The sequence below is a fragment of the Providencia sp. PROV129 genome (assembly GCF_028482245.1).
Taxonomy (GTDB): domain Bacteria; phylum Pseudomonadota; class Gammaproteobacteria; order Enterobacterales; family Enterobacteriaceae; genus Providencia; species Providencia vermicola.
Genome location: NZ_JAMPQD010000005.1, coordinates 184,095 through 210,063 on the forward strand (window position 1 = coordinate 184,095; position 25,969 = coordinate 210,063).

Consider the following 25,969-nt stretch of genomic DNA (forward strand, 5'->3'; position numbering starts at 1 on the left):
CCAAAAGTTGACCTGCTTTAATTCAGGGGGGTTACAGCATTTCGACAATGGCAATACCACCAATAATAGAAATCAGAGCGGCGAGGGTACTGAGTAACACTGTCCCTGCGGATGTTTCCGTATAAGCTTGGTTACTAATGGCTAAAGCAGGCACAGCTGTCGCAGTCGGTAATACGCCAATAATAAAGGCTGCTTTTAATAAGTCATCTTGTAGGCCTAATGCAAGACCCGTCCCTAAAATCAAGGCTGCTTGAACAAAGTTTTTAATAAAGACGTTAAAAATAATTTCTTTGCTAATAGTTAACTTAATACCTGAAAGTAACAGACCAAGGAAAAAGAGAGCAACCCCTCCCGCTGTTTTTCCTAGTTCATTGACGGAGTTTTGTAAGATTTCAGGTAACTTCACGCCAAAAATAGCCAGTAATGCACCTAGGATTGGCAAAAATACTAAAGGTTGGGCAACCGCTTTACCAATTGATTTTAAAACGCTATGACCTTGTTGAGAGCCACTAATCATCAGTAAGGTGAATGGAATGATGATAACAGTATAAATAAGGTTACCTAATACCATTGCAATCAATCCAGATGATCCGACAGTAGCCAATAAGACAGGTGGCCCACAGTAGGCCATATCAGGGAATGATACCGATAATGCCTGCATGGCAGCATCTTTTTTGTTGTGACGAAAAATAAATTTACCGAAAACAAACCCGATAACATAAGTTGCAATTAATCCGACAGCCAACGCTAATAAGTAATCGATATTGAGCAATACAGATGGTGGTGCTTGAGCGGCTGCAAGAAATAATGCGAATGGTAAGGCAATTTTGACAACAAAGTCAGCAAAAGCCTGTGAATATTCTCTTTTAATAAAACCATATTTCCCAGATAGCCAACCAACAGCTAAACCAAGAACGATTGGACCAAGTGCAGCGAGGATGATATGGAGTAGCATGAAGAATTCTCCTTATACTATTCTTCTTATTTCGACAATCTTTACAAATGTACTAGCGGTATGTATTTGCCTTTTGGAATAAGCTTTATTTTCAGTCTCTGTTGGTATTTCAATTATTAATTGACATAACAATGATGATGTAAAATTCAAATTGTTGTCATCATTAAATGATAGTGATTGCTTGTTTTTTAGGTGTTAATTGATAAGTGTATATATAAATAAATTTAAAAACACTATTTAAATTTATATTTTTAAATTTATTGGAGTAATCATCTTAAATAGACTATCGGGAAATTAAAATAAATTCAAATTATTGCTTATTTTGAATATGACTAAATGATGATTAAGGGTTTTCTTAGTTACATTAGCTTTTAAACCACGTATTAATAATGGTTATCATTTTTGTGTGATAAGAGCGCTTTTACCACAACTAAAACGAAGTATTTTGTAACAGTTTATTACATTTGGTTGGCAAGAGAATCAATGATATCTACACTAGCGATAATCACAAAACGCCACTTTGCCATATCTAAAACTGTGGATTTTATTATGAGGAAACCTATTTGTGGATACTTGGATACTAGTAGGGTTCATATTAGTGATTCTTGTTATACTAGCACCGATTTTAGCGATAGTTTCGCTGAGTCGTACCGGGCGAATGCAATATCAAATTTCTGAGTTAAATCAGAAGGTTCTTTCATTAGAGACACAAGTTGCACAGTTTAAAAAATCGCAGAGTATCTTATCAGAATCCCCAATTGCAGAACAAACGCATCAAGAGATTACACAACTCATCCCAGAGCAAACTGATGATATTGAACAATCAATACTACAAAACTCAGTGCCTTCAACAGAAAGCGAACAAGATATAGTCGCTGAAAACTCAGTTGCTTACCAACAGGCAGAACCTAGGGATAATATTGAACGGGTGAAAGACGCGCTTATAACGACGCTACCACCTTCAACGCCTTCAAATAATATTGATGTTGATCCAAACCGGTTTAATAGCAATTTGTCATCTAAGGTAAACCCAAACCGATTTAATAGCACCAAAGAAAATACAACAAAAAATGTACAGGGTTGGGATGCAAATCAAAATATGCCAAGTAATGATAAATCAATATTTGGTCACTTCTTTACTTGGTTATTAAAAGGTAATCCTGTTGCTAAAATTGGGATTTTATTATTATTCCTTGGTGTTGCTTACTTATTAAACTACAGCGTACAAAACGAAATTATTTCTGTACAAATGCGTTTAGTATTCAGCGCGGTAGGGTGTTTAATACTATTAGGTGTGGGCTGGTGGTTACGTAATAAAAAAACACTTTTTGGTTTAATTTTACAAGGCGGGGGAATAGGTTGTTTATATATTACTATTTTCGCTGCTTTTAAGTTATACACCATGTTGCCATATGGAATGGCCTTTGCGTTTATGTTGTTAATTTGTGCCGCCAGTATCGCTCTTGCATTATTACAACGTACAATTAGTTTAGCTGTTTTAGCGTCATTAGGTGGCTATTTAGCTCCTATCCTATTATCTACAGGTGGTGGCAGCCACATCGTGCTCTTCTCATACTATCTGATGTTATCAACAGGTATTTTAATTATTAGTGTGTGGCAAGCATGGCGACCATTGAACCTCGTTGGACTGGTTATGACCTATGGGGTGGCGCTTTTATGGGGGCTAGATAATTATCAATCTGACTATTATCTATCTTGCCAATTATTTATTATCGCTAACCTGATCATTTTTAATGCATTAACACAACTCTTTTCATTACGCTTCGAACACACTAAACAACTTCTTGTTGATAATACTTTATTATTTGTACCACCTTTCATTAGTATTGTGTTGCAATTCTTTATTTCTGAAGGCGTAGGATTATTACCTGCATTTATCTCGCTATTGATTGGCTTATTGTACCTCGTGGCAGGGTTACAAGTTCATAAACGTTATAAAGAAATTGGCAAAAATATGGCGCTAGGCAATATTATCATTGGTGCTGGGTTCGTCACCCTTGCCATACCATTAGCGCTGACATTTGAGTGGACTTCTATTATCTGGTCATTGGAAGGGTTATTACTTCTGTGGTTTGGCTTACAGCAAAACCAAAGGAAATTAGCTGCGGTAGGGTCATTACTGATTTTAGTAAGTGTAGTGACTTTATTAAGTGATTATCCATTCTTATATTGGAGTCGTAGCAGCACTTATATGGTGCCAGTATTACTTGTTGCTTGCTTTGGTGCGGGTGGTTTATTCCACATTCGCCGAAATGAAGATAGTAATTATTCATTATTTAGCTATGGTTTTTTAGTGATGGGAATAGTGGCATGGTATTGCTGGTTGCCAATGTTCACTAATATACTTTCCTGGAGCCGTGAATCTGGATCCTTTATTATGCTGGTCTTAGTCGTGATATCGGTATGGTTCTGGCGGTTATTTGCGATTCGTATTAATTGGGTTCCTTTACTTCTTTGCCAATCTTTCTTATGGATTGCGGGTTATTACTATCTCGGTATCGATTTCTTAAATGATGAAAATCCGATGGGCCGAGGTGAAGGTTCCTTAATTTGGCCAGTCGTATTAGGCAGCTCTATATTATTTGTGATCCACGCTTATAAGCTTCGCAACCCATGGATGCAAAGAGTATTACATGGCGCGAATTTATGGTTAATCCTTGCATTTATTGTAACACAAGTAAATTGGTTCGTTTCTATTCTTCCTTGGGGAATGCAACATGAAATGGGCTATTTTATTTATGTTATGGCGATAACATTAATAATTTTAGTGTTGTATTGGTTGCAGCAAAATAGAATGCCCCCAATGAAACGTAATGGACTGATTTACTGGTATAGTTTGTTGCCCGTTGTTGTTGGGTTAGTTGTCTTATCGGGATATGCTAATTTAGAAGATGGTAAATTAACGTTCTGGAATTACATTCCACTGATAAATCCATTAGATGAAGCAGGGTTGTTTAGCATTGCCGCGATTATTTTAGTGCGTAAAGGCTTTATGCAAAAAATACGTAAAGTCACTGAGATAGACTTCTGGATTTTTCGAGTGTTACTGGTTGCAATCATCGCTCTTGTAGCCTTGTGGTTTAATGGCATCCTCATTCGAGCAACGGCTGACTTTGCAGGGCTTAATTGGCATTATGAAACCTTGTTTGATTCGCGCTTAGTACAAACCGTTCTGTCGATTAGTTGGGCTCTTGCAGCACTAATGTGTGCAGTGATTTCGGCAATCAAGAAAAATCGGATCTGGTGGTTCTTCGGTGCAGGTATTTTTGCTTGTGTTATTGCAAAATTATTCTTAATTGATATTAACGGACAAGGTGGAATTACGCGTGCTGTCTCCTTTATTGGTGTGGCATTGGTAATATTAATTGTGGGGTATTTTTCTCCTTTGCCACCAAAAGAGTCAAAAGGAAAATCCGAACAGGAAACGCAATCATGAGTCTAAGTAAATACAGAGGGCTACTTGCTGTCTTTTCATTATCATTATTATTTTCGAGCCATTTATATGGCGAGGATGTTAAAGATAATTCACCTTATAATTTTTATCAGGGAGCAGAAATAAATATTTCAGACACAAACGAGCCTTTTTATTGGCTTGAGCTGCCTGCGAATGCTTACTTTAATTCTGCCTATCCAAATACATTACAAGATGTTCGTGTCTTTAATGGAATAGGGGATGAAGTTCCATCAGTACTTTTTTATGATGCTGAAAAATCTATTTCTAATGCAAAAGTGTCATTTACGCCTCAACACTTAGTTACGCGTATTGATAATGTGAATACTGATGAAGATATGCGTAAAGATAGGCAATATCTTCTTGTCGAATCTATACCTGGTAAAGTTAATCGTCTTGAGCTACCAAATACACAAGCAAAAGATAAAGCATCTTATCAAGCTTATTTGTTGACTCGAAATGAAGAGCAAGAACAAAATGCAGTGATTAAAACTCTAACACTGGATTGGGCTAAACATGAAAAAGATTGGCAAGCAAAAGCCTTTATTTTTACCAGCAATAATAAAGAAGACTGGGTTAATGTGGCGACAAATCAACCTATTATGAATTTAACGTTGGATGATCAAACTGTTGCAAGTAATCAAATTGAATTATTAAATGGTAATGCTCAAGCCTTGAAAGCACCTTATCTTTTGGCCATTATTGCGAGTTCCCCTGATGTTGTTATCCCTAACTTACTAAAAGTAAGCGCTGATGCGGATGTGTTAAAAACAACTCGTCGTCAAGAGTCATTCCATTTTGAAATGACCAATGATGGGGTTTCACGGGAACATGTTATTTATCAATTACCCTCAATGCAGCCTTTAGATGAACTGCAAATACAATTACAGCAATCTAATCGTGTTATCCCTTTAAAAGTAGAATACTCATCAGATAGAGGGGAAAGCTGGTTACCACTAACGAATATTGTGGCATATAACCAGCATGCAAACGGTGAAACGGTTAGTAATACAAATATTGTTTTACACGGTGAAATGATCCGCTCATTAAGAGTTTCTGCATTAAAAGGGAGTTGGGAGGATCAACCCCCACGTATTGTGGGTAAACGAGATGCACTCAACTTGATATTTAATGTGCAAGGGGCTGCTCCTTACCTATTAGTGTGGGGAAACAAACAAGCTGTACAAGAAAATTTAACGTATAACCAATTAGTTGGGAAAACTTATACAGTTGCAGAGCTAATGTCGAGTTATCCCGTTACTTATCCCGACGCTGAAATCGTGCCGTTAGGGGGGATTGAGCGACTAACGGCGACCGATCTTGTCGATGAAGGCCCAAATTGGTTAACAATCTCATTATGGATTTTATTATTTATCGGGATTGTTGTTTTACTCTATTTCTGTTGGTATTTGCTCAAGGAAGTGAATTCTGGAAACAAAAATGAGAAAGGTGAATTATAAAACCGTTTCATTATTTGAATAGAAATAGCATAAAAGAGAGCGGATTGCTCTCTTTTTACGTTTTAACTATCTAAATAGTTCATCCAGACAAATATCTACATGATTTTACTGAATCATTAAAACAATTACGTACTCTGTGTTTTTTTTGACAGCCTTTCGCGCTAAAACATATTTTAGTGAAAGGAGAACATGATGAAAAATATTTTATTTACTCGTTTATTTATCGGCATAGCGTTATTTACGGGAGCAACTTTATTTGCCCAAGCCACAGATAATACGTTATTAACTGGGATTACTCCCCATGCAATTACGTATGAGTATGTGCAGTTACATCAAAATCAGCAGAATGAAGGGGATATGGAGTCCGAACGAGAAGCTAAGGAGCTTGAGAGTATTTTACTGCAAGACGCAACCAACGATCGACGTTTTACCGACCGCCAATTTAACCTAAATAAAAAGAAAAGTAAGTTGTAATTTGAGGGAAAATAGCCATTAATAGGTAAGAAACCCATTAATAGGCATAGCAAAGGAAAGTAAGATGCATAAAGGTCAATGTTTATGTGGTGCAGTTAAGGTATCAACGGGTAAAGCAGTTGATAAGCTAAGTGTTTGTCATTGTAGCATGTGCCAAAAATGGAATGGCGGTCCAGGTTTTAGTGTAGATTGCGGTAGCGATTTACACATTGAAGGCCAAGACTCGGTCACTACGTTTGTATCCTCACAGTGGGGGGAGCGCGCATTTTGTAAGCAGTGTGGTACACATCTTTTTTACCATTTAATTAATCCATCAACATATTATGTATCGGCAACCCTGTTTGAAGACAGCAAACAAGCGCAATTGGCGATGCAAATTTATATTGATAGCAAACCAAAATATTATAATTTTGTTGAGCAAACAGCGATGCTGACTGAGCAAGATATATTAAAAATGATGGGAGCCCCTTCAAATTAATTGCTGAATAAAAGGTTATGGTAAGGCGGGAAGCGTGCTCACCTTACCGCAAAACTGCAAATTTCCTTTCTGTTTGTCATGCTAACGACAAAAATTTGATTTACAATTAAGACAATATGCATTGAATAATATGGGTAACAACGCGTAATAGCTGTCATTGTACTCATGTTTTGTATTTCTTTGGGGATTAACAAATGAATAGTATGAAAGGAATGCGTCATGCGAGTAACATTGCATGGGTACTACAATGGATTCTGAATATTGGTTTAATTACCTTAGCCGCTGTTTTGGTGTTTTTTTTAGCAAAAGAAACCTTTACGATGGCATCTTTAATGTTTGGTAGCTCAAAGGGAGCAACAGCTTATGAGCTCTTAGAGGGGATTGTTATTTATTTCCTCTACTTTGAGTTTATTGCATTGATCATTAAATATTTTATGTCAGGTTATCATTTCCCTTTAAGATATTTTATTTATATTGGCATTACAGCAATCATTCGTTTGATTATTGTCGATCATAGTGACCCAATGACAACGTTATTGCATGCAGGGGCAATTTTAGTACTGGTTGTCGCTCTTTACATCGCGAATACAGAAAAACTAAAACGTGAGTAATAAAATATTTATTCTTTAAATAGTAAAAGGGAGTCTATATCTCCTTTTTATTGTTTGAAGGTTTTAATTATTATTAAATGAATTACCTAGTGTTTGTGTAATGATAAAGAGGTTGTATCCCAGCGACTTGCAATATAAAATCCTCATTCATTTCTATTTAATTCATTGATAAATAATATAATATGGGAATAAATATAATAATTATTGATGACAATAATATTACTCTGCATGGATTTGAGTTTATATTTAGTCGTCATTCACGCTGCAAATTGATAGCTTCATTTTCCTCGATTGACCAAGCGGTGGTTTGGAACCGTCATCAAAGAGCCAGTGTTATTTTAATCAGTAGTGACCACTGTCACTTTGATTCCTTAAAAATGATTCAAACATTGCGGCGCACGCAGCCTGATGTGGGAATTATTATTTATAACGTTCGTAGTAATTATTCTTTTTTTCTCAAAGCATTAGATATTGGTATTTTTGGGTTGTTGAGTGTCCACATTACTGAAGACGATCTGATAGAAGCGATAAAGGTGGTAAATGTAAAAAGGCGAATTATTTCTCCTGATATTGCTCAAGATCTCGCTTTGTATCGTGCTGTTCATAATAATCAGCAAGATTTATACGAGCTTTTGTCGGGTCGTGAACTGGAAATAATGTTGATGATAACCCAAGGTGTACCTATTAAGCAGGTTGCACAGACGCTATCCTTGAGTCCTAAAACAGTAAATACTTATCGATATCGAATGTTTGGTAAACTTAATATCTGTAGTGATGTAGAATTAACTCATATAGCCATTAGATATGGTTTAATTACAGTACAGGGTTTATCCGAGTGGCAGAACAGTTCGAATCAAAAGCTTTCTTAAAAACAGTGACAAATCAGCCTGGCGTATATCGAATGTACGATGCGGGCGGAACGGTTATATACGTTGGTAAGGCGAAAGACTTGAAAAAAAGGCTTTCCAGTTACTTTCGTGAAAATGTCAGTAGCCGAAAAACAGAGCAGCTCGTCAAACAAATTGCTGCTATTGATGTCACCGTGACACACACTGAAACTGAAGCATTATTACTTGAACATAATTATATTAAGTTGTACCAGCCCCGTTATAACGTGTTGTTGCGTGATGATAAATCCTATCCATATCTATTTTTAAGTCAGGAAACGCACCCACGGATCTCGATGCACCGCGGTGCTAAACATGCCAAAGGTGAGTATTTTGGCCCATTTCCAAGTTCTTATGCCGTACGTGAAACCCTAACCTTAATGCAGAAACTATTCCCTATACGTCAATGTGAGGATAGTGTTTATAAAAATCGCTCAAGACCTTGTTTACAATACCAAATAGGGCGCTGTTTAGGGCCTTGTGTTAAAGGTCTAGTTTCTGATGAAGACTATGATCAGCAAGTGGAGTATGTGCGGTTATTTTTGACAGGGAAAGACAAGCAAGTATTAACTGGCCTTGTGGAGCGAATGGAGAAGGCTAGCCAAGAGTTGCGCTTTGAAGACGCTGCGCGTTTTCGCGATCAAATTCAAGCTGTACGGACGGTGACTGAAGAGCAATATGTTTCTGGTGAGGGAGATGACCTCGATGTCATCGGAGTCTCTTTTGAATCAGGTCTTGCTTGTGTGCACGTATTGTTTATACGTCAAGGTAAAGTGCTTGGCAGCCGCAGTTATTTCCCTAAAATCCCAGCAGATACCCAACAAGATGAAGTTGTTCAAACTTTTTTGGGGCAATTTTATTTACAGGGTAGCGAAAATCGTACATTACCAGGGGAAATATTGCTGGATTTTGCCCTGACAGAAAAAGAGTTACTTGCTCAGTCATTATCTGAGTTGGCGGGGCGTAAGATTAACATTCAAAGCCAGCCAAGAGGAGCGAGAGCACGCTATTTGAAATTAGCCCGCACGAATGCCTTGATTGCGTTATCCACTAAAATAGCGCAGAACTCGACAGTGCAACAGCGTATGGCTGCGTTAGCGAAGGTGGTTCATTTAGAAAATATATCACGTATGGAGTGCTTTGATATTTCTCATACTATGGGGGAGCAAACAGTCGCTTCTTGCGTTGTTTTTGATAAAACGGGCCCAGTGAAATCAGAATATCGCCGTTATAACATTTCAGGTATCACTCCTGGTGATGATTATGCAGCCATGCACCAAGTATTGACTCGTCGATATGGTAAACACCTCGATGAAGGAAAAGTGCCTGATATTATCTTTATTGATGGTGGAAAAGGGCAACTAGGGCAAGCTAGGGATGTATTTGACTCTCTTGAGGTTGATTGGGATAAAAATCATCCTTTATTAATTGGCGTGGCAAAGGGCAGTGATCGTAAAGCAGGGCTTGAAACGCTTTTCTTGAAACCTGAAGGCGAAGGTTTTGCCTTACCCCCTGATTCACCTGCATTGCATGTAATACAACATATTCGGGATGAGTCCCATAACCATGCGATTACAGGGCATCGCCAACGCAGAGCAAAAGTAAAAAATACGAGTGCGTTGGAATCGATTGAAGGCGTTGGGCCTAAGCGTCGTCAAATGTTATTAAAATATATGGGGGGATTGCAGCCATTGCGTAATGCCAGCATAGAAGAAATCGCAAAAGTGCCCTCGATCTCATACGCGCTTGCAGAAAAGATTTATAATGCATTGAAACAGTAAGTGTCTTAGGGCAACATATTCATAATATCCAACTTGGTCAAAAAGTTAGTGAGCGTGATGAAATTAAACATACCAACGTGGCTGACATTATTTCGCGTCATCCTAATACCATTTTTTGTCTTGGCATTTTACCTCCCTGTGACTTGGGGGCCGTTCGCCTGTGCGTTGATTTTTGTTGTCGCCGCCGTGACGGATTGGTTTGACGGTTTTTTAGCTCGACTTTGGAAGCAAACCACGAAGTTCGGGGCATTTTTAGACCCTGTTGCGGATAAAGTAATGGTCGCAACCGCGCTTGTTTTAGTCACTGAAAGTTATGATGTCTGGTATGTAACATTACCTGCCGCAACCATGATTGCACGTGAGATTATTATTTCTTCATTACGTGAATGGATGGCGGAGATTGGTAAGCGTAGCAGTGTTGCCGTATCTTGGATTGGTAAATTTAAAACAACGGCACAAATGATGTCACTCGTAGGGCTATTATGGCGCCCGACACCTTTAATTGAAAACCTTTCTATTGCGCTAATGTATGTCGCTGCTATCTTAACATTTTGGTCAATGTTCCAATATTTAAAAGCAGCGTGGGGCGATTTGAGCGAAGCGTGATCGAAATGATTGAAAAAACAGCGAACGATCCAATTATTTCAATAATTGTATTGACTCGATAGGTGAAATCAGTAGAATGCAACGCATCGAACGGCAACATGGTTTATGAAAATAAATAAGTAAATCAGCCAGTTTGATAGCATAAGCTGAAAGTTAAGCTTAACGCGGGAATAGCTCAGTTGGTAGAGCACGACCTTGCCAAGGTCGGGGTCGCGAGTTCGAGTCTCGTTTCCCGCTCCAAATTTCGCAAGAAATTCGGATAAGGCGCGTTAGCAAAGCGGTTATGCACCGGATTGCAAATCCGTGTAGCTCGGTTCGACTCCGGGACGCGCCTCCATAATTTAGCCCAGGTGGTGAAATCGGTAGACACAAGGGATTTAAAATCCCTCGGCCTTTAGGCTGTGCGGGTTCAAGTCCCGCCCTGGGCACCATCTTGAAGTAAGAGAATCATTTGATTCATTTTATTTTAAGTAAATAGGATCTTTATACGAGCGTCTACTCCAGTATATTGATTAACGGGTGAGTTACCTTATCCCTCTCGAAAGAGAAAATACAATTTGGCCCAGGTGGTGAAATCGGTAGACACAAGGGATTTAAAATCCCTCGGCCTTTAGGCTGTGCGGGTTCAAGTCCCGCCCTGGGCACCATCAATCTTAACTTTGTTAAGTTTGACAATTAACCACCAATAGGTGGTTTTTTTGTATCTATTTTTTCTTCCTCCATCATTCAAACGATTGATTTCTAATAAAGCTTCTCTTGTGTAAATTAACACGAAACTCGTGTAAAAATCCGTAAGTCAGACCGTTCTGCCAGGTTTTTATGTCATTATTCAATTTTTAAGAAAGAGACTGGCTATGTCACATATGAAAACAGAAGTTGTGGTTGTGCGTTTAACAAAGCATGAACGCGCTTTATTAGATGCAGTAAAAACAAAACCATTATTAGCGGATTGGCTGAAAGAAATCGCAATGGCCGAAGCGAAAGAACAAGAAAAAAAGGAACGTTAGACTGTGAAGTAAAAACACGTTATTCAGTCAGGTCATTTAATTTGATAAAAGCGATGTTGTTTTTTGATTAATCATCCGTTTTTGATAGTATCCAATTAGATGACTTAATTGGGATGTGTTAAGTAATGATAAAAGGAATTTTAATTACCTTCTTTGTTCTTGTATTAGCAGGCTGTAGCACAAATAAACTGGATGCCCCTTATGGCTTTAAATGGGGGCAAACGCCTGCTGATGTGAAACGGCTGAATTTAGTTGGGTTACAGTGCACTGAGTTTCAAGAAAACGGGGCGTTGTGCTCCACACCAAATACGCCAACCGTAAAAGGACGAATGTTTTTATTGATGTTTTCACGAGAAGAAAACACCTTGATGCTTATTTCTGCTCAAGGAAAAGATAGCCGTGATCAAGCGGTTATCTTAGCAGAGTATGATGAAATTAATCAAAAAATGTATGAAAAATATGGTATTCCAAAGAAAACGATCGAGCGGTATAAACGCGACTCTTTTTTCCTAGATAAAATATCTGATGACGAAACGACGCCATTTAAGCGGGTATATGAGCAAAATGGGATGCAAATAATGGTGGGGATCGTCAGTAATTCACATTTCAAAAAAATCCATAACAAAAAAGATATCATTTATTCAGTCATGACTATCTATAACTTAATTCCAGATAAGCCCCAAGAAATGACGACAAAAAATGAATCTGAGTAAAAATACTTAATTTGATTAAAAATGCGTAATTCTTTCATCTGGTTATAACTAAATCTTAACTAAGAAAATTCCCGTAGATGGAATAAGGGAATGATGATGAACTCGATATCATTATTTTATGAATATTGAGAAAAAACATGAAAAAGACGCTGGCATTGGCACTATTGTTAATGATCATTCCATTATCTTCACAAGCAGGGTCTCATTATTCTCGTTGTGAAAAGAAAATCATAAAGTTGGAAAAACAGCTGCGCCATATATCTCATTATGAAAATAGGCACAAAATTGCCAAAATAAAGCAAAAAATTCATGAAATTGAAGATAAATGTTATGACAGCCGTTCAGGTGCAACACGTATTTATGATAACTATCCACGTGGAAAAACGAGTGAATTAGAAAGGGAATTAGAATCTTTAAGGCGTGTCATTGAAGCATTAAAGGATTTAAAATAGACAAAACTGGTCTGTTCACTATGTTTATTTTCCACCAGTCTTAAGTAAATGGAGAATATCAGGTATATTAGACGCTGATTGTTAGCTACCAAGAAAGAATGACTATGATTATCAAACCTAAAATTCGTGGTTTTATCTGCACTACAGCTCATCCAGCTGGTTGTGAAGCCAATGTTCGTGAGCAAATCGCCTATGTTAAATCTCGTGGCGAATTAAAAAATGGACCTAAAAAGGTTCTGGTTATTGGTGCATCCACCGGTTACGGTCTAGCTTCTCGTATCAATGCTGCTTTTGGCAGCGGTGCGGCAACTATCGGCGTATTTTTTGAAAAGCCAGGTAGTGAGAGCAAAACAGGTTCAGCCGGTTGGTATAACTCAGCTGGTTTTGACAAGGCTGCCAAAGAAGAAGGCTTATATGCAAAAAGCATTAACGGTGATGCCTTCTCTGATGAGTGCCGTCAAACAGTCATTGATTTAATTAAACAAGATTTAGGCCAAATTGATTTAGTTGTTTATTCACTGGCTTCCCCTGTGCGTAAAATGCCAGAAACGGGTGAAATCGTACGTTCTGCGTTGAAACCGATTGGCGAGCCGTACAAATCTGTTGCATTAGATACTAACAAAGATGTATTGATTGAAGCGGTTGTTGAGCCAGCGAATGAACAAGAAATCGCTGATACTGTTAAAGTGATGGGCGGTCAGGACTGGGAACTGTGGATGAATGCGTTAGATGAAGCTGGTGTTCTGGCGGATAACGCGCAGTCAGTGGCTTATTCTTACATCGGTACCGATTTAACGTGGCCAATTTACTGGCATGGTACTTTAGGAAAGGCCAAAGAAGATTTAGACCGTGCAGCGCATGCAATTAACCAAAAATTGCAGGCAAAAGGCGGCTCAGCTTATGTCGCAGTATTAAAATCAGTGGTTACGCAAGCATCTTCAGCTATTCCTGTTATGCCATTATATATCTCTATCGTGTTTAAGATAATGAAAGAACAAGGCATTCACGAAGGTTGTATCGAACAAATTCAACGTTTATTTGCAACTAAGTTGTTCAGCGGTACTGCACCAGATACTGATGAAAAACACCGTCTGCGTTTAGATGATTGGGAATTACGTGATGATGTCCAAAATACTTGCCGCGAAATTTGGAAACAGCTTAATGATAATAACATCAATGAGTTGACTGATTATCAAGGTTATAAAGCTGAATTCCTGCGTCTATTTGGTTTTGGCTTGAATGGCGTCGATTATGATGCAGATTTAAGTGGCGAAGTTAACTTTGAAGTGATTGAACTGGTTTAATAAGCTACTCATCATTCATTTAATACATAAAACCCGCATATGCATGCGGGTTTTTTATAGTCTAATTTAATGGTGAGGATATTTTGCTTTTAACAAACAAAATAAATTGCTGGCTTTCTTGTTCTGATGTAAAGCTGCGAGCAGGAATAATCACTGCATAGACTCTATCTAAAAATAGATACAATAAATCACCATCCGTTCGGATAAATTGCACTGCACTCCATTTTATCGATGAAGAACCTTGATTACTGGTCTCATGCATACCTTCATCATCAAACCGATATTCACGTTCAATAAATAGAAATCCATCATCATCAGGAATAGCTTTATTAAAGCTTTGTACTATACGTAGCGTAAAGGTAATAAATAGTAATACAGCCAATAAAAAAGAAATGAAAATGATTGGTAAGGTTGCTTGAAAATATCGAAAGGCAGAGGCGCACGCGACAATAAAAACAAGTATAAAAAGAGTAAAGGGTAAGCTACTCGTTTTCTTTTTCGAAAAATATTTGTTTTTAAAACAGTAACGACTAAACCTTATGTAATCAGTGCGGTTAAGTGAAACCAAAATTGGATTTATCATAAACGGATATCTTAATTATTTTTGTTAGAGAATAGGTGTTGTTGGGATAATAGCGGTAAGCGTATCGGGTGTAAATTGGTTAGATAGGAATAGGGTTAACAATTAGATAAATTCCCCCGAACGGAGTTAGGGGAAAAAAATTATTGGTCTAAATAAACTTTACCGTTACGAAAATAGCCTTTAGTTGTCACAGATCCGTTTTCATCGAATTCAGTAATTTCATCCACAAGCTCACCATTATTAAAAGTACCTATGATATGGGGCTTACTAGAGGGGGTATTGTGGTAAATTTTAAATGGGCCTGATAATTTTCCATTGGAAGCTGTCATTTCAATATCAATACGTTCATCATCATGATATGTACGGACTAAACCATCAACTTGGCAGCCAGAAATAATTAGTGCAAAAGAAAAAAATGCGACAGATTTTAATTGATTTATTTTTAACATATTAACCCTATCTATTGCTGTGAAAAATTAGTTTATTCAATTAGCTATATGGCTATAGACGTTTTATGACGAATTATGGTGAGAATTTTCTTAAACTATTTATTTTGTTATTGTCTATTTTTATGAATTTAAAAATAGTGATTTTAGTCGCTGAGGTAATAAGGTAATTTAGCGTTAGAATATTATTTTGTGATAAAGAGAGTTGCGAATGTTAGTTGTTGAGATGCTAAGCACTGGTGATGAAGTTCTACATGGTCAAATCGTTGATACCAATGCAGCATGGTTGGCTGATTGTTTTTTCCAGCAAGGTATCCCTTTAAGTACAAGAACGACGGTGGGGGATAATTTAGAAAGCTTAGTTAATGCTTTTTTGGAGCGTAGTCAGCATGCGGATATTCTTATTGTGAACGGTGGGCTTGGGCCAACGAGTGATGACCTCAGTGCATTAGCCGCAGCAAAAGCAGCGGGTGTACCATTGATTGAGCATACGCAGTGGATTGAAGTGATGGAGCGCTATTTTATTAGCCGTGGGCGAGTCATGCCTGAAACTAATCGTAAACAAGCATTACTTCCTGAAAATGCAGAATTAATTGATAATCCAGTGGGCACAGCGTGTGGGTTTTCAATAATGCTTAATGACTGTTTGTTATTTTTTACTCCAGGTGTACCGTCAGAATTTAAAGTCATGGTGAATGACCAAATACTTCCTCGATTACGGGCGCGTTTTACCTTACCTGAGCCGCCCATCTGCTTACGTTTAACCAGTTTTGGACGTAGTGAAAGCAGTTTAGCAAAACAATTCGATCATATTGAGTTGCCTGATGCATGCGTACTCGGTTATCGCTCTTCTATGCCAATAATTGAATTAAAATTGACTGGGCCAGCTTCTCAGAAAGTGCTCATGGAACAACACTGGCACAGCATTAAGCAAAGTGTCGGGGATAACCTGATTTTTGAAGGTACTGAGGGTTTTGCTAAGAAAATCAGCAAACAATTACAAGAAAGACAATTAAAAGTTGCAGTGAGTGAGCAGTTTAGTGCGGGGTTATTAAGTTGGACACTAAGTTCAGTAGAAGCTTTGAATAATATGAGCTATGTGATTGAGAATGATCCAGAACAAACACTCACAACATTAATAGACCGAGCAAAAAATATCGCTAAAGCTCAATTAGCTTCTATAGGATTGGTAATAGGGGAGTTTGATGGTCAGTTTTTAAATTTCGCATTATCTACCCCTGAAAAGTGTTATGCACAAAGGGTACATTATTTACCCAATAATCACTCAAAGAAAGAAAAGCAAGAAGTCAGTGTGATGCTTATGTTAGATATGCTTTCTCGTTGGTTAAATGGTCGTGAAGTCATTGGGTATTATGAATGGTTGGTTCAAACTGAATCACTTATTTTGGATAATTAGTGGATACGGACTTAACTATTAATAAATTAAGGTGGTTTATGAGCAACTTGATTTCTGGAGGATGCCTTTGTGGTGATATTCGTTTTCAGGCAAAAGCCCCTCGTAATGTTCACTCGTGTTCATGTGATATTTGCCAAAAGCAAACAGGTGCACAGACTTTAGTCTGGCTTGAATTTGCAGCTGAAAATGTTGAATGGGTAGGAAAGGGTGGAAAACCTGCAACCTATCGTTCATCTAATCATTCAAGTAGGGCATTTTGCTCGCTATGTGGTAGCTCACTGGGTGCCATTGATGACGAACCTACAGTTGCTTTACTAACTGGCGTGATGGATGATCCTGCGCAGTTAGAGTTACCATTAGAATATCATTCTTTTGTTGATTTAGCGCCAGCTTGGTGGCGTCACTTAATCAGTTATGAACAGTAATTGTGCTTGCTTTAAAACGTGTTAAGGTCGTAAAAATTCGGTTAGATGGTAATGGTGAAATAGTGGCTTTAGATAAAAATGGTTGTATTCTTGTTCTTGGCGAGCAGCCTTATCAATCAGAATTTCAGCAAGTAATAACTGAGTCAATCAATTGCCTTAGTGCTTTATTAAACAAGAACCTTCACAGTATTTATATTTATGGTAGCGTGGCGAAAGGGCAAGCAACGCCATATAAATCTGACCTTGATCTCTGTGTCATTGTTAATCAACCTGTCAACCAAATCGAAGTATCTCATTTAGCGCAACTGCAAGTGACCTTGGCTTCAGACTACCAAGTCGTTAGTAAAGTTGATTTTGATATTGGCACCTATTCAGATGTCATGGATAAGACTAATTTATATAGCTGGGGTTATTGGATAAAACACCACTGTCGCTGCCTTTATGGTGATGATCTGAGCAAAAAATTTATGCCATTTTTGCCTTCAAAGAAAATTGTGGATGTAGTCAATGGTGATTTCCTCGAGGTATTAAATGGCTATATACATCAAATCGACACTTGTCGTGATTTAACTAAGCGAAAGTTTTTGCAAAGAGCTGCTTCTAGGAAGTTAATCCGCTCTACCGATCTTTTACGCAAAGAAGCAGATAAAGACTGGCCTGATAGCCTTGAAGATTATGTGCAAAAAATAATACAGCGCTATCCTAAACAAAAAAGGCCAATACAATATTTTTTAGCTCAGGCAAGGGAACCATCTGCTCATGACCAGCAGTTTACTTTTCACCTATATGAATTTATGAATTGGCTTTCGTATGAAAGAGATCATATAACGAAATTCTGAACGACTATTTTTCGTTAGGTTGTACTGCTTCAATAATATAGTTAAAGCTTGAGATCCCTTTTTTGCAGGCTTTATCTTTTAAAAGTGAGGGTGTTTTATCAATAGTACTTTTAAGTGTAGACAATTGGCTTGCGTATGTTTCTGCACCGATAATATCGGGGTTTTTGTTTAAGTATTCAACAGCAGTGTCGACTTTTTGATAAAAATATTCGCAAGGGTTATCACTTATTTCTATCGCTTGTAAGTCCTTTAAGGTATTTGGTATTAATTGCTCTGAATTTTGTTTAATAAGCTCAATATATTCCCCTGATTTAACCTGTTCAACTAAGGTTAACACCTTATTTTTCATATTGAAAAACATGATTATAGCAATAATCAGTGCAACGAGTAAAATAATATTAATGCTAATACTAATTCCGAGAAAATACTTTTTCATTACATTCCTTGATTGAAAAATTGAGTATAAAAACAAGGTAATTCCGTTGTACATTTTTGTCTCTAGGAATAACATGAAAATTAAGATAGCTCTAATCAATGAGCTACCTTACGAATAAGTATCAGTGATAATCTAGCGGACAGTTAAAACAGAGATTTTTGAGTTTTGAATAACCATCGACGCCGTTGAACCGAGGAAATAGGTGGACATCCCTGGTCTTCTTGAGCCAATTACGATCAAATCGGCTGAAATTTCTTCAGCAACGCGTAATATTTCATCTCTTGGTGTGCCCATTAATACTTGAGCGCTATATTTATTCGTGGAAATATTAAATTCTTTGATGATTTCAGCAAGCTGTTTAGTTACATTTTCTTGTTCACTATCTGCTTTTTCAGCAAAGCCAAAACCCATCGTAGTATAAAAAGGAACAGTCGGAATGATGGCTAAAAAATGGATATGTGCATTTTCATATTCAGCCAAATATTGAATATGTGACATGACCAGATGAGCTAAGCTTTTCTCTGTAATATCAATAGGTACTAAGATTTTATTATACATGTTTTTCTCCAGCTTTCATTTAATGAGTCCATGCTGTAATCGAATTTAGAATTATAAATAGATGCTAATTTATATTAGCCTTTTGCTAAATGAAACGCGAAAGGGCTAGCAAGCGAGTCAACCAAAATTTCGCAAATTGATCATAGCCGATTAACAATATAAATACTTTGACGGCGGATTCATCTTAAGCAAGTTAATAGAAAAACACCTGCTATTTTTCATGCTACTTGTGCTATTTCAATCGCCTTAGCTTTGCATTGCGATGTCATTGTTATATGATTTATTATAATTTATATATATTTCGTATTGTCGAGTCGAGGGCATTTTGGGGATCGTAAAAATTTCAGATGAACTGCATGATTATTTGCGTCATGCAAGCCAGGTGATGTCACGCTCTATAAACTCTCAAGCTGAGTTTTGGATAAAAATAGGTATGCAAGCGGAGTTAAATCCAGATAAGACATTTACAATGTTAATCAATGAGATGCTAGAAAAAGAGTTATCTGAGGTAAAAGGGAAAGTTCATGAATAATATTACAATAAAAACAGCAGAAGAAATTGAACTGATGCGTGAGTCAGGGAAACTATTGGCGCGTGTATTTAAAATGCTTGATTCAGTTATTGTACCAGGCATTTCGACCATGGAAATTAACGACAAAGTAGAACGTTATATTATTGAAGAATTACAAGCACGCCCTGCGAGTAAAGGGCAATATGGTTACCAGTATGTGTTAAATACCTCATTAAATGAAGTAGTATGCCATGGCATACCTAAGACAGATGAAATCTTAAAAAATAAAGATATCATTAATGTTGATATTACCTTGGAAAAAAATGGTTTTATTGCCGACTCAAGTAAAATGTATGTCATGCCAGATGCATCGCCACTAGCACGTAAGCTTGTTAAAGACACCTATTTTGCAATGTGGGAAGGTATTAAGCAAGTTAAGCCTGGTGCAACATTAGGAGACATTGGCTCTGCTATTCAACATTATGCAGAATCAAAAGGTTATAGTGTTGTTCGTGAATACTGTGGGCATGGTATTGGTCGCGAAATGCATGAAGATCCACAAGTACTGCATTATGGTGTTAAAGGTAAAGGCATAGAGTTAAAAGAAGGTATGACATTTACTATTGAACCCATGATTAACCAAGGGGGTATGAAAATTAAAACGAAAAAAGATGGTTGGACGGTAGTTACAAGAGATAAAAAACTGTCAGCACAATCTGAACATACCATTTTAGTGACGAAAGAAGGATATGAAGTATTAACTTTGCGTGATGAAGAAAAATAGTTTTTAAGTCTTATTATAATGAGTTTGTTAGCCAAAAGGGTAGCAAACTCATTTTGTTTGCAGTAAGTCTTAACTATTGTCTTAATGCAATCGCAATGCGATTAAATGCACTCATTAACCCAATGGCTATTGTTAAATCAGAAATCTGTACATCACTAAAATGGCGTTTTAGCTCATCAAATAAGTTATCAGGAGTGCCACTTTCGACAATATTAACAACCGCTTCAGTCCATGCTAATACGGCACGTTCTTGAACACTAAAATGATGACTTACTTGCCACCCAGCAAGGGTATCAATTTTTTTATTGCTTAGGCCAGCATTACGTAAGGAGTTCGCATGCATATCAAGGCAAAATGCACAGCCATTTATTTGTGACACTCTTAAATAAACCAGTTCAACTAGTTCTTTACCTAATCCACTTTTATCGAGGGCGTTTTTACAATCAATGAGTCCTTTATAGGCTTCAGGAGATAATGTGTTATACGCTAATCTAAGTGCGCTCATGGTGTTTCCTCATATATTTAATCAGTAGATAAAATGCAAAGTACAGTAATAGCGATTGTTATGGCCTCATTTTAAGGTTATCTTGGCCTAGTTTAAAGGGACAAGAATAACTGATTTTACTAGGACAAGTTTCAGGTGAATGTCATTGGGGGCGCGTATGTTTTTAAAAATTGATAGCAATATTAATACACCAATTTACCTGCAAATTTACCAGAGAATTAATGAGGGAATTAAAAGTGGCCAACTAAAAGCTGAGCAGCGTTTGCCTGCAGTAAGAGTATTAGCGAGTGAACTCAATGTTGCTCGAGGTACGATTGAATTGGCATATCAGTTATTAGTTAGTGAAGGGCTACTTGAAACTAAAGGTGCGAAAGGAACCTTTATTTCCCAAACGATAAAAAACCTTCCAATAAATAAATTCAAAGATCCAGAAGACTTGTATCTTGAAGAGAAAGCTTCGAATAAGGCAGTGCTGGTAAATAATCGTTCAAAGCGGAATTTTAGTGATTATACAGTTTTAGCATTTCAATTAGGTATTCCAGCGTTAGATGCTTTTCCACATAAATTATGGGCTAGAATTTCTACAAAAATATTACGTGATAGCCATTTTAATTTGCTAAGTTACCCTGATGTTCAAGGGCTAAAACAGTTAAGAGAAGGTTTAGCTAGTTATTTAATGATATCACGAGGAATTGACTGCTCCCCAGAACAAATATTTATTAGTTTTGGTCATCGTGCAAGTTTACAATTAATTGCTCAAAGCTTATTTACAGCAGGAGATACGGGGTGGTTTGAGGAGCCTGGCTACTATATTGCGCGTGATTTTTTACAGCAAATAGGATTAAAACTAATGCCTATAAGCGTGGACGACCAAGGGATTAATGTTACGCAAGGTGTTGAAGTGGCACCAGTAGCTAAATTTGCGCTCGTCACACCAACACATCAAAGTCCAACAAACGCAACATTAACTTTAGAACGCAGATTAGCATTACTTGAATGGGCAAACCAACAAGGTAGTTGGATAATTGAAGACGATTATGATGGTGAATTTCACTATCAAGGCCGCCCGTTACCTGCATTGAAAAGTTTGGATAGCCAAGAACGTGTTATTTACTGTGGGACGTTTAGCAAAGTATTGTACCCTGCATTACGCCTATCTTATATTGTCGTTCCTTCTAGCTACCATGATCATTTCCATTCCACGGCTATGATAATGGGGAATCAATGCCCAAGTTGGCAGCAGGAAATTACCAGAGTATTTATTCAAGAAGGTCACTTTTCCCGTCATTTACGTAAAATGCGCCATCTCTATCACCAAAGAAGATCTTTTTTAATAGAGGCGATAAAAATAAAATTGAGTGATGTTTTTGACATAGAATTACAGGCTGGTGGCATGCATCTTGTTGTCAAAATTATCAATGGAATATCGGCAATTCAATTTTCCCAATCAGCCGCATATCATGGATTAAAAGTTGAAGCTTTAGATGACTGGTTGATAAATAAAAAAGAAAGTGCTTTTTTATTATTGGGTTTTACCAATATAAAAGATAAGCAGGAAGCATTGATATTGTGTCAAAAATTAAAGGAAATTAACCAGAAGTTGTTATCATCAGGAAGATCTAAATAAAGAAAATTTGATTTATTTAAATGTGATTTATTTGGCTTAAGTTGTATTTATAGGTGGTTTTTTATTGTTTAATTTAAATTGAAAACTTAATTTTAAGCTTTGTAATTAAACTTCAATAACAAAATAAATTTATTTTTATAAACTAAATCAATAGGTTGATTTGGTTTTTCTAGGTATGCAATTTTTGCATAAGATTAAGTCCATTTGCATTTCTCTTTAAGTTAAAAAAATGTAACTATCCAAATCAGGCTCAAGAGTCGCATCCGATAAAAGGTTATAGCTCCAACTATAATTTTACATAAATAAAATAGGGGTACGAATGAACAGACATAAACTCATGAAACAAATTATGATAGCGATTGTGCTTGGTATTATATTAGGCTGGGGATGTCATAATTATGCTGCATCAGTGGAAGAAGCAAAAGATATTGCATCTTATCTCAATATTATTACTGATGTATTTTTAAGATTAATAAAAATGATTATCGCACCACTGGTTTTTGCGACGATTGTTTCTGGTATTGTTTCCATGGGAGGTTCATCTTCTGTTGGGAGTATTACCATCAAAGCTATGGTATGGTTTATTTCAGCCGCTGTTATTTCATTATTAATTGGAATGGTTTTTGTTAATGTTTTCCAATTAGGTGTGGGATTAAATTTAACGGTTCCAGCCGTTGCTGTTGATAGTGGGTTAAATACCTCTGGCTTTACATTAAAAGCGTTTATTACTCACATTTTTCCAAAAAGTTTTGCTGAAGCGATGGCAAACAATGAAATTCTACAAATATTAGTATTCTCTATCTTTTTTGGATCAGGCCTTGCGTTTATCTGCAAAGATAAAAAAAGTCCGATTGTGACATTAATCGAAGACTTGTCGCGTATCATGTTCCGTATTACAGACTATGTAATGAGCTTTGCACCAATTGCCGTGTTTGCTGCGATTGCATCTGCGGTAACAGTTGAAGGTCTAGGGTTGTTGTACGACTATGGAAAATTAATTGGTCTTTTTTATGTTGCGTTAGCCGTATTATGGGGCGTACTGTTCTTTGCAGGTTATGTGTTCCTAGGTAAATCTGTATTTAGTTTAGGAAAATTAATTCGTGAGCCTGTTGCGCTGGCTTTTGCCACCGCAAGTAGTGAATCTGCTTATCCAAAAACAATGGAAGCTCTGAATCAATATGGTGTTCCGAAAAAAGTGACTAGCTTTGTTTTACCGCTGGGTTATTCCTTTAACCTAGATGGCTCGATGATGTACCAGTCATTTGCAGTGTTATTTATTGCTAATGCGTACGGTATTGATTTGAGTATTACTGAACAAATTCTCATTTTGTTAACGCTGATGGTAACAAGTAAGGGGATGGCAGGGGTTGCTCGTGCTTCTATCGTGGTCGTTGCTGCAACATTGCCAATGTTTAGTTTACCAGAAGCAGGAATACTGTTGTTACTGGCGATTGATCAATTCCTTGATATGGGAAGAACTGCAACGAATGTGGTTGGTAACAGCATCTCTACAGCAGTTATTTCCAAGTTGGAAGAAAGAAAAGGCGGTTTCAAAGAAGACTCAGATGTGATTATCAATGAAAAAGTGACATCAACATCATAAAATTTAAGAGCGTTTAGCAATTGAAACCCTTCTGAGTTGGTTAACTTTAGAAGGGTTTTTGCTTTATTCAGATGAATAGTAGAATATTATTTACTTGTTTGGTTACGCATAAATTGCCAAAAACGTTCTGATGAAATATTGAGTCTCGCTTCTGTTCGATAAATATATACTCCCATCGTGATGGAAAGCGTGTTATCTAGGATAGCAAGTTCATTTTTTTGAAGTTCATTTTTAATTGAATAGTCTGGCAACCAGCCCACGCCACTTCCGTTAAGCACCATACGCTTCAGGACGTCGCTCATAGATGAGACAAATGATAGTTCAAAAGGCAAGTCAGTAGATTTATCCATTAATTGGTTGACTTGTCTCCCCATGTAGCTTTCATTGGTATATTTCATTAAAGGCAGGGTTGTACCATCTAATTTAAAAAGAGGTTTCTTGTTTCTGTCGCACAATGAAACGAGATGTAAACGGCTTTCAAGAATTTTCGCATGCAGAAATGGAGATGACATTAATTCTTCGTTATAGAAGGATAGAATAAAATCACTTTGCCCTTCTTTTAGCTTATGGACGGCTTCATCAACATTAATTGATTCAACAAAAAAAATCTTATCAATATTCTGTGAGAACTGGGAAATAAAATCAGGAAGAAGAAAAACAGAAAGTGAATGTGCCGCTGAGATATTAATTTTCTGCTTGTCGTTATCGACACCTTTAATTCTATTTATTTGAAAATAGATATCATCAAGTAAGTTTCTAGCATAAACAATGAAGCTTTTTCCTTGTGGGGTGAGCTGCAATGGATTGGTGTTTCTATCAAATATTTCAAAACCAACAGAGGATTCGATAGATTGAATTCTTCGACTAAAGGATGATTGCGATATATTTCTTTTCTCTGCCGCTAAAGTAAAACTTCGACATTCTTCTAGAACAACAATATCGTGCAACCATTTAATTTCTAGATTACTGATCATTGTATCCTCTTTTGATTATAGTTATTTATTTCCTATGCAAATTTAGCATAACTTATAGAAACTCTGCAATTACGAAAGGTGATCATTATGCGATTATATTATTATATTTTATGGGGGCGGATTATGAAAAAAATATTAGGCATGCTCGGGGGAATGGGGCCAGGTGCAACGGCAGATGCATTTTATAAATTAATCAATAATACTAAAGCATCTAAAGATCAGGAGCACATACCTGTTATTATTGTCTCAATTCCTGATATTCCAGATAGAACAGAAAATATTATTTATGATGGACCATCACCACTACCTGCGATGATAAACTCATTAAAACTACTTGAGAATGCAGGGGTTTCTTGTATTGTTATGCCTTGCAATACCGCGCATTATTGGTATGAGGATTTAATGAAGGAAGTTAAAATTCCTTTTATTAGCATTATAGATGCAGCATGTAAAAATATTATTTCTAATAAAATTAGAAAAGTAGCTTTATTAGCAACGACAGCAACAATACGTACGAAATTATACCAGGAAAAGCTCAGTTTGAATAATGTGGAGTGCATTGTTCCTGATGAGATTAATCAGTATAAAATAATGCAAAGTATTATTTTCTATAAAGCAGGTGATATTGATAAAGCAAAGGAGCTAATTTATCCCTATATTAACATGCTAAAGTCTGATGGCGTAAATAAATTTGTTATGGGATGTACAGAGATACCTTTAATCTTAGATGAGATAGTTAATTGCTCACCCGATGAATTCATTGATGCTACTGAGGCTTTAATCAAAGAGGCTATTGATTGGTATAATTTTGGTGATGAACGATTTGAAAAAGAAATGATAAATGAGAATTATCAATAGTTATTTTAATTGTTTCGTATAGCCAACGTCAGGGTGATTTTTAAATTTAACTGTTAAATTAATATAAATTTAATAGGTGGGTGTTATTTAATTTTTTTATTTATGGGCAGATAAATAAACTGAAGATCTATATGTTTCATTGACATCTTTTAGTTGTAAAAAAACATTTTTTTAATTTATTTGAAAGTTTAGGACTTTTTTAA

At 36.7% G+C, this 25,969-nt stretch carries 27 protein-coding genes and 4 tRNA genes; 24 read left to right on the forward strand and 7 right to left on the reverse strand.

Features of this window, described 5'->3' with window-relative positions; all coding sequences use genetic code 11:
* Positions 1-31 precede the first annotated feature (31 nt).
* Positions 32-955, reverse strand: a complete 924-nt coding sequence (locus tag PSF27_RS02440) for an AEC family transporter (RefSeq protein WP_206083927.1) — start codon at positions 953-955, stop codon at positions 32-34.
* A gap of 598 nt (positions 956-1,553) precedes the next feature.
* Between PSF27_RS02440 and PSF27_RS02445 the strand changes: the two genes are divergently transcribed.
* The 16 genes from PSF27_RS02445 (at position 1,554) to fabV (ending at position 14,200) form a co-directional block, all read left to right on the forward strand.
* On the forward strand, positions 1,554-4,412 hold the full coding sequence (locus tag PSF27_RS02445; protein ID WP_272680814.1) for a DUF2339 domain-containing protein: 2,859 nt from the start codon (positions 1,554-1,556) through the stop codon (positions 4,410-4,412).
* Positions 4,409-5,887 carry a DUF3999 family protein gene (locus tag PSF27_RS02450; protein ID WP_272680815.1) on the forward strand — a complete coding sequence of 493 codons (1,479 nt, stop codon included), beginning with the start codon at positions 4,409-4,411 and terminating at the stop codon, positions 5,885-5,887. The genes PSF27_RS02445 and PSF27_RS02450 overlap by 4 nt, the downstream gene beginning before the upstream one ends.
* Before the next feature lie 189 nt (positions 5,888-6,076).
* Positions 6,077-6,361 (forward strand): hypothetical protein, encoded by a 285-nt coding sequence (locus tag PSF27_RS02455; protein WP_272680816.1) that lies wholly within the window; start codon positions 6,077-6,079, stop codon positions 6,359-6,361.
* A gap of 64 nt (positions 6,362-6,425) precedes the next feature.
* The gene (locus tag PSF27_RS02460; RefSeq protein WP_206083931.1) at positions 6,426-6,839 is read left to right on the forward strand and encodes a GFA family protein; all 414 of its coding nucleotides are present in this window, start codon (positions 6,426-6,428) and stop codon (positions 6,837-6,839) included.
* Between the two features lie 203 nt (positions 6,840-7,042).
* Positions 7,043-7,450 (forward strand): phosphate-starvation-inducible protein PsiE, encoded by a 408-nt coding sequence (psiE, locus tag PSF27_RS02465; protein WP_206084381.1) that lies wholly within the window; start codon positions 7,043-7,045, stop codon positions 7,448-7,450.
* A 182-nt stretch (positions 7,451-7,632) separates the two neighbouring features.
* The gene (locus PSF27_RS02470) at positions 7,633-8,319 is read left to right on the forward strand and encodes a LuxR C-terminal-related transcriptional regulator (RefSeq protein ID WP_206083932.1); all 687 of its coding nucleotides are present in this window, start codon (positions 7,633-7,635) and stop codon (positions 8,317-8,319) included.
* Positions 8,286-10,118: an excinuclease ABC subunit UvrC gene (gene uvrC, locus PSF27_RS02475; RefSeq protein ID WP_272680817.1), complete on the forward strand. Its 1,833-nt coding sequence runs from the start codon at positions 8,286-8,288 to the stop codon at positions 10,116-10,118. The genes PSF27_RS02470 and uvrC overlap by 34 nt, the downstream gene beginning before the upstream one ends.
* A gap of 57 nt (positions 10,119-10,175) precedes the next feature.
* Positions 10,176-10,724, forward strand: coding sequence for a CDP-diacylglycerol--glycerol-3-phosphate 3-phosphatidyltransferase (pgsA, locus tag PSF27_RS02480; RefSeq protein WP_206083934.1), 549 nt, complete (start codon positions 10,176-10,178; stop codon positions 10,722-10,724).
* 164 nt (positions 10,725-10,888) lie between these two features.
* Positions 10,889-10,964: transfer RNA gene (locus tag PSF27_RS02485), tRNA-Gly, on the forward strand.
* A 23-nt stretch (positions 10,965-10,987) separates the two neighbouring features.
* Positions 10,988-11,061: transfer RNA gene (locus PSF27_RS02490), tRNA-Cys, on the forward strand.
* Positions 11,062-11,068: 7 nt separating this feature from the next.
* Positions 11,069-11,155 (forward strand) — tRNA-Leu (locus PSF27_RS02495).
* Positions 11,156-11,284: 129 nt separating this feature from the next.
* Positions 11,285-11,371: transfer RNA gene (locus tag PSF27_RS02500), tRNA-Leu, on the forward strand.
* 207 nt (positions 11,372-11,578) lie between these two features.
* Positions 11,579-11,731 (forward strand): MbeCy, encoded by a 153-nt coding sequence (locus PSF27_RS02505; RefSeq protein ID WP_206083935.1) that lies wholly within the window; start codon positions 11,579-11,581, stop codon positions 11,729-11,731.
* 125 nt (positions 11,732-11,856) lie between these two features.
* A complete protein-coding gene (locus PSF27_RS02510) occupies positions 11,857-12,444 on the forward strand; it encodes a hypothetical protein (RefSeq protein WP_272538643.1) in 588 nt (195 codons plus the stop codon).
* Positions 12,445-12,581: 137 nt separating this feature from the next.
* The gene (locus PSF27_RS02515; RefSeq protein ID WP_206083937.1) at positions 12,582-12,896 is read left to right on the forward strand and encodes a DUF1090 family protein; all 315 of its coding nucleotides are present in this window, start codon (positions 12,582-12,584) and stop codon (positions 12,894-12,896) included.
* A 104-nt stretch (positions 12,897-13,000) separates the two neighbouring features.
* Positions 13,001-14,200, forward strand: coding sequence for an enoyl-ACP reductase FabV (gene fabV, locus PSF27_RS02520; protein WP_206083938.1), 1,200 nt, complete (start codon positions 13,001-13,003; stop codon positions 14,198-14,200).
* A gap of 61 nt (positions 14,201-14,261) precedes the next feature.
* Here the strand turns inward: fabV and PSF27_RS02525 are convergent, their stop codons facing one another.
* Both PSF27_RS02525 and PSF27_RS02530 read right to left on the reverse strand, forming a co-directional pair.
* Positions 14,262-14,783, reverse strand: a complete 522-nt coding sequence (locus PSF27_RS02525) for a YcxB family protein (protein ID WP_206083939.1) — start codon at positions 14,781-14,783, stop codon at positions 14,262-14,264.
* Between the two features lie 140 nt (positions 14,784-14,923).
* Positions 14,924-15,232, reverse strand: coding sequence for a toxin-antitoxin system YwqK family antitoxin (locus tag PSF27_RS02530; RefSeq protein ID WP_272680818.1), 309 nt, complete (start codon positions 15,230-15,232; stop codon positions 14,924-14,926).
* 208 nt (positions 15,233-15,440) lie between these two features.
* On the opposite strand from PSF27_RS02530, the gene PSF27_RS02535 reads away from it, so the two are divergent.
* The 3 genes from PSF27_RS02535 to PSF27_RS02545 all read left to right on the forward strand — a co-directional run bounded on the left by PSF27_RS02535 (position 15,441) and on the right by PSF27_RS02545 (position 17,910).
* A complete protein-coding gene (locus PSF27_RS02535) occupies positions 15,441-16,646 on the forward strand; it encodes a nicotinamide mononucleotide deamidase-related protein YfaY (RefSeq protein ID WP_272680819.1) in 1,206 nt (401 codons plus the stop codon).
* A 38-nt stretch (positions 16,647-16,684) separates the two neighbouring features.
* Positions 16,685-17,071, forward strand: a complete 387-nt coding sequence (locus PSF27_RS02540; protein WP_206083941.1) for a GFA family protein — start codon at positions 16,685-16,687, stop codon at positions 17,069-17,071.
* A 62-nt stretch (positions 17,072-17,133) separates the two neighbouring features.
* A complete protein-coding gene (locus tag PSF27_RS02545; RefSeq protein WP_272680820.1) occupies positions 17,134-17,910 on the forward strand; it encodes a nucleotidyltransferase domain-containing protein in 777 nt (258 codons plus the stop codon).
* A 4-nt stretch (positions 17,911-17,914) separates the two neighbouring features.
* Here PSF27_RS02545 and PSF27_RS02550 read toward each other — a convergent pair whose 3' ends face one another.
* Complete coding sequence (locus PSF27_RS02550; RefSeq protein WP_272680821.1) at positions 17,915-18,346, reverse strand: hypothetical protein; 432 nt, start codon at positions 18,344-18,346, stop codon at positions 17,915-17,917.
* A 132-nt stretch (positions 18,347-18,478) separates the two neighbouring features.
* The gene (locus tag PSF27_RS02555; protein WP_206083944.1) at positions 18,479-18,904 is read right to left on the reverse strand and encodes a universal stress protein; all 426 of its coding nucleotides are present in this window, start codon (positions 18,902-18,904) and stop codon (positions 18,479-18,481) included.
* 325 nt (positions 18,905-19,229) lie between these two features.
* Here PSF27_RS02555 and PSF27_RS02560 point away from each other — a divergent pair, with 325 nt between their 5' ends.
* Positions 19,230-19,436 carry a ParD-like family protein gene (locus tag PSF27_RS02560; protein WP_206083945.1) on the forward strand — a complete coding sequence of 69 codons (207 nt, stop codon included), beginning with the start codon at positions 19,230-19,232 and terminating at the stop codon, positions 19,434-19,436.
* Entirely contained in the window at positions 19,429-20,199 is a 771-nt protein-coding gene (gene map, locus PSF27_RS02565; RefSeq protein WP_206083946.1) for a type I methionyl aminopeptidase, read from the forward strand. The genes PSF27_RS02560 and map overlap by 8 nt, the downstream gene beginning before the upstream one ends.
* Positions 20,200-20,272: 73 nt before the next feature.
* Here map and PSF27_RS02570 read toward each other — a convergent pair whose 3' ends face one another.
* Positions 20,273-20,704 (reverse strand): carboxymuconolactone decarboxylase family protein, encoded by a 432-nt coding sequence (locus PSF27_RS02570; protein ID WP_206083947.1) that lies wholly within the window; start codon positions 20,702-20,704, stop codon positions 20,273-20,275.
* 157 nt (positions 20,705-20,861) lie between these two features.
* On the opposite strand from PSF27_RS02570, the gene pdxR reads away from it, so the two are divergent.
* Both pdxR and PSF27_RS02580 read left to right on the forward strand, forming a co-directional pair.
* Positions 20,862-22,331 carry a MocR-like pyridoxine biosynthesis transcription factor PdxR gene (gene pdxR, locus PSF27_RS02575; RefSeq protein WP_272680822.1) on the forward strand — a complete coding sequence of 490 codons (1,470 nt, stop codon included), beginning with the start codon at positions 20,862-20,864 and terminating at the stop codon, positions 22,329-22,331.
* Positions 22,332-22,650: 319 nt separating this feature from the next.
* A complete protein-coding gene (locus PSF27_RS02580) occupies positions 22,651-23,934 on the forward strand; it encodes a dicarboxylate/amino acid:cation symporter (protein ID WP_206083949.1) in 1,284 nt (427 codons plus the stop codon).
* An 86-nt stretch (positions 23,935-24,020) separates the two neighbouring features.
* Here the strand turns inward: PSF27_RS02580 and PSF27_RS02585 are convergent, their stop codons facing one another.
* A complete protein-coding gene (locus PSF27_RS02585) occupies positions 24,021-24,908 on the reverse strand; it encodes a LysR family transcriptional regulator (RefSeq protein ID WP_272680823.1) in 888 nt (295 codons plus the stop codon).
* Positions 24,909-25,031: 123 nt separating this feature from the next.
* Between PSF27_RS02585 and PSF27_RS02590 the strand changes: the two genes are divergently transcribed.
* Entirely contained in the window at positions 25,032-25,766 is a 735-nt protein-coding gene (locus PSF27_RS02590) for an aspartate/glutamate racemase family protein (protein WP_272680824.1), read from the forward strand.
* Positions 25,767-25,969: the final 203 nt, after the last annotated feature.

Bases quoted from the DNA above. Each gene is read 5' to 3' on its own strand.
- PSF27_RS02510 (WP_272538643.1), top strand. From the start codon at position 11,857: ATGATAAAAGGAATTTTAATTACCTTCTTTGTTCTTGTATTAGCAGGC.
- PSF27_RS02550 (WP_272680821.1), bottom strand. From the start codon at position 18,346: ATGAAAAAGTATTTTCTCGGAATTAGTATTAGCATTAATATTATTTTA.
- fabV (WP_206083938.1), top strand. From the start codon at position 13,001: ATGATTATCAAACCTAAAATTCGTGGTTTTATCTGCACTACAGCTCAT.
- PSF27_RS02450 (WP_272680815.1), top strand. From the start codon at position 4,409: ATGAGTCTAAGTAAATACAGAGGGCTACTTGCTGTCTTTTCATTATCA.
- PSF27_RS02515 (WP_206083937.1), top strand. From the start codon at position 12,582: ATGAAAAAGACGCTGGCATTGGCACTATTGTTAATGATCATTCCATTA.
- PSF27_RS02580 (WP_206083949.1), top strand. From the start codon at position 22,651: ATGAACAGACATAAACTCATGAAACAAATTATGATAGCGATTGTGCTT.
- PSF27_RS02455 (WP_272680816.1), top strand. From the start codon at position 6,077: ATGATGAAAAATATTTTATTTACTCGTTTATTTATCGGCATAGCGTTA.
- PSF27_RS02460 (WP_206083931.1), top strand. From the start codon at position 6,426: ATGCATAAAGGTCAATGTTTATGTGGTGCAGTTAAGGTATCAACGGGT.
- PSF27_RS02585 (WP_272680823.1), bottom strand. From the start codon at position 24,908: ATGATCAGTAATCTAGAAATTAAATGGTTGCACGATATTGTTGTTCTA.
- PSF27_RS02540 (WP_206083941.1), top strand. From the start codon at position 16,685: ATGAGCAACTTGATTTCTGGAGGATGCCTTTGTGGTGATATTCGTTTT.
- PSF27_RS02590 (WP_272680824.1), top strand. From the start codon at position 25,032: ATGAAAAAAATATTAGGCATGCTCGGGGGAATGGGGCCAGGTGCAACG.
- psiE (WP_206084381.1), top strand. From the start codon at position 7,043: ATGAAAGGAATGCGTCATGCGAGTAACATTGCATGGGTACTACAATGG.
- PSF27_RS02530 (WP_272680818.1), bottom strand. From the start codon at position 15,232: ATGTTAAAAATAAATCAATTAAAATCTGTCGCATTTTTTTCTTTTGCA.
- PSF27_RS02440 (WP_206083927.1), bottom strand. From the start codon at position 955: ATGCTACTCCATATCATCCTCGCTGCACTTGGTCCAATCGTTCTTGGT.
- PSF27_RS02555 (WP_206083944.1), bottom strand. From the start codon at position 18,904: ATGTATAATAAAATCTTAGTACCTATTGATATTACAGAGAAAAGCTTA.
- PSF27_RS02570 (WP_206083947.1), bottom strand. From the start codon at position 20,704: ATGAGCGCACTTAGATTAGCGTATAACACATTATCTCCTGAAGCCTAT.
- PSF27_RS02470 (WP_206083932.1), top strand. From the start codon at position 7,633: ATGGGAATAAATATAATAATTATTGATGACAATAATATTACTCTGCAT.
- PSF27_RS02505 (WP_206083935.1), top strand. From the start codon at position 11,579: ATGTCACATATGAAAACAGAAGTTGTGGTTGTGCGTTTAACAAAGCAT.
- pdxR (WP_272680822.1), top strand. From the start codon at position 20,862: ATGTTTTTAAAAATTGATAGCAATATTAATACACCAATTTACCTGCAA.
- PSF27_RS02525 (WP_206083939.1), bottom strand. From the start codon at position 14,783: ATGATAAATCCAATTTTGGTTTCACTTAACCGCACTGATTACATAAGG.
- map (WP_206083946.1), top strand. From the start codon at position 19,429: ATGAATAATATTACAATAAAAACAGCAGAAGAAATTGAACTGATGCGT.
- PSF27_RS02535 (WP_272680819.1), top strand. From the start codon at position 15,441: ATGTTAGTTGTTGAGATGCTAAGCACTGGTGATGAAGTTCTACATGGT.
- pgsA (WP_206083934.1), top strand. From the start codon at position 10,176: ATGAAATTAAACATACCAACGTGGCTGACATTATTTCGCGTCATCCTA.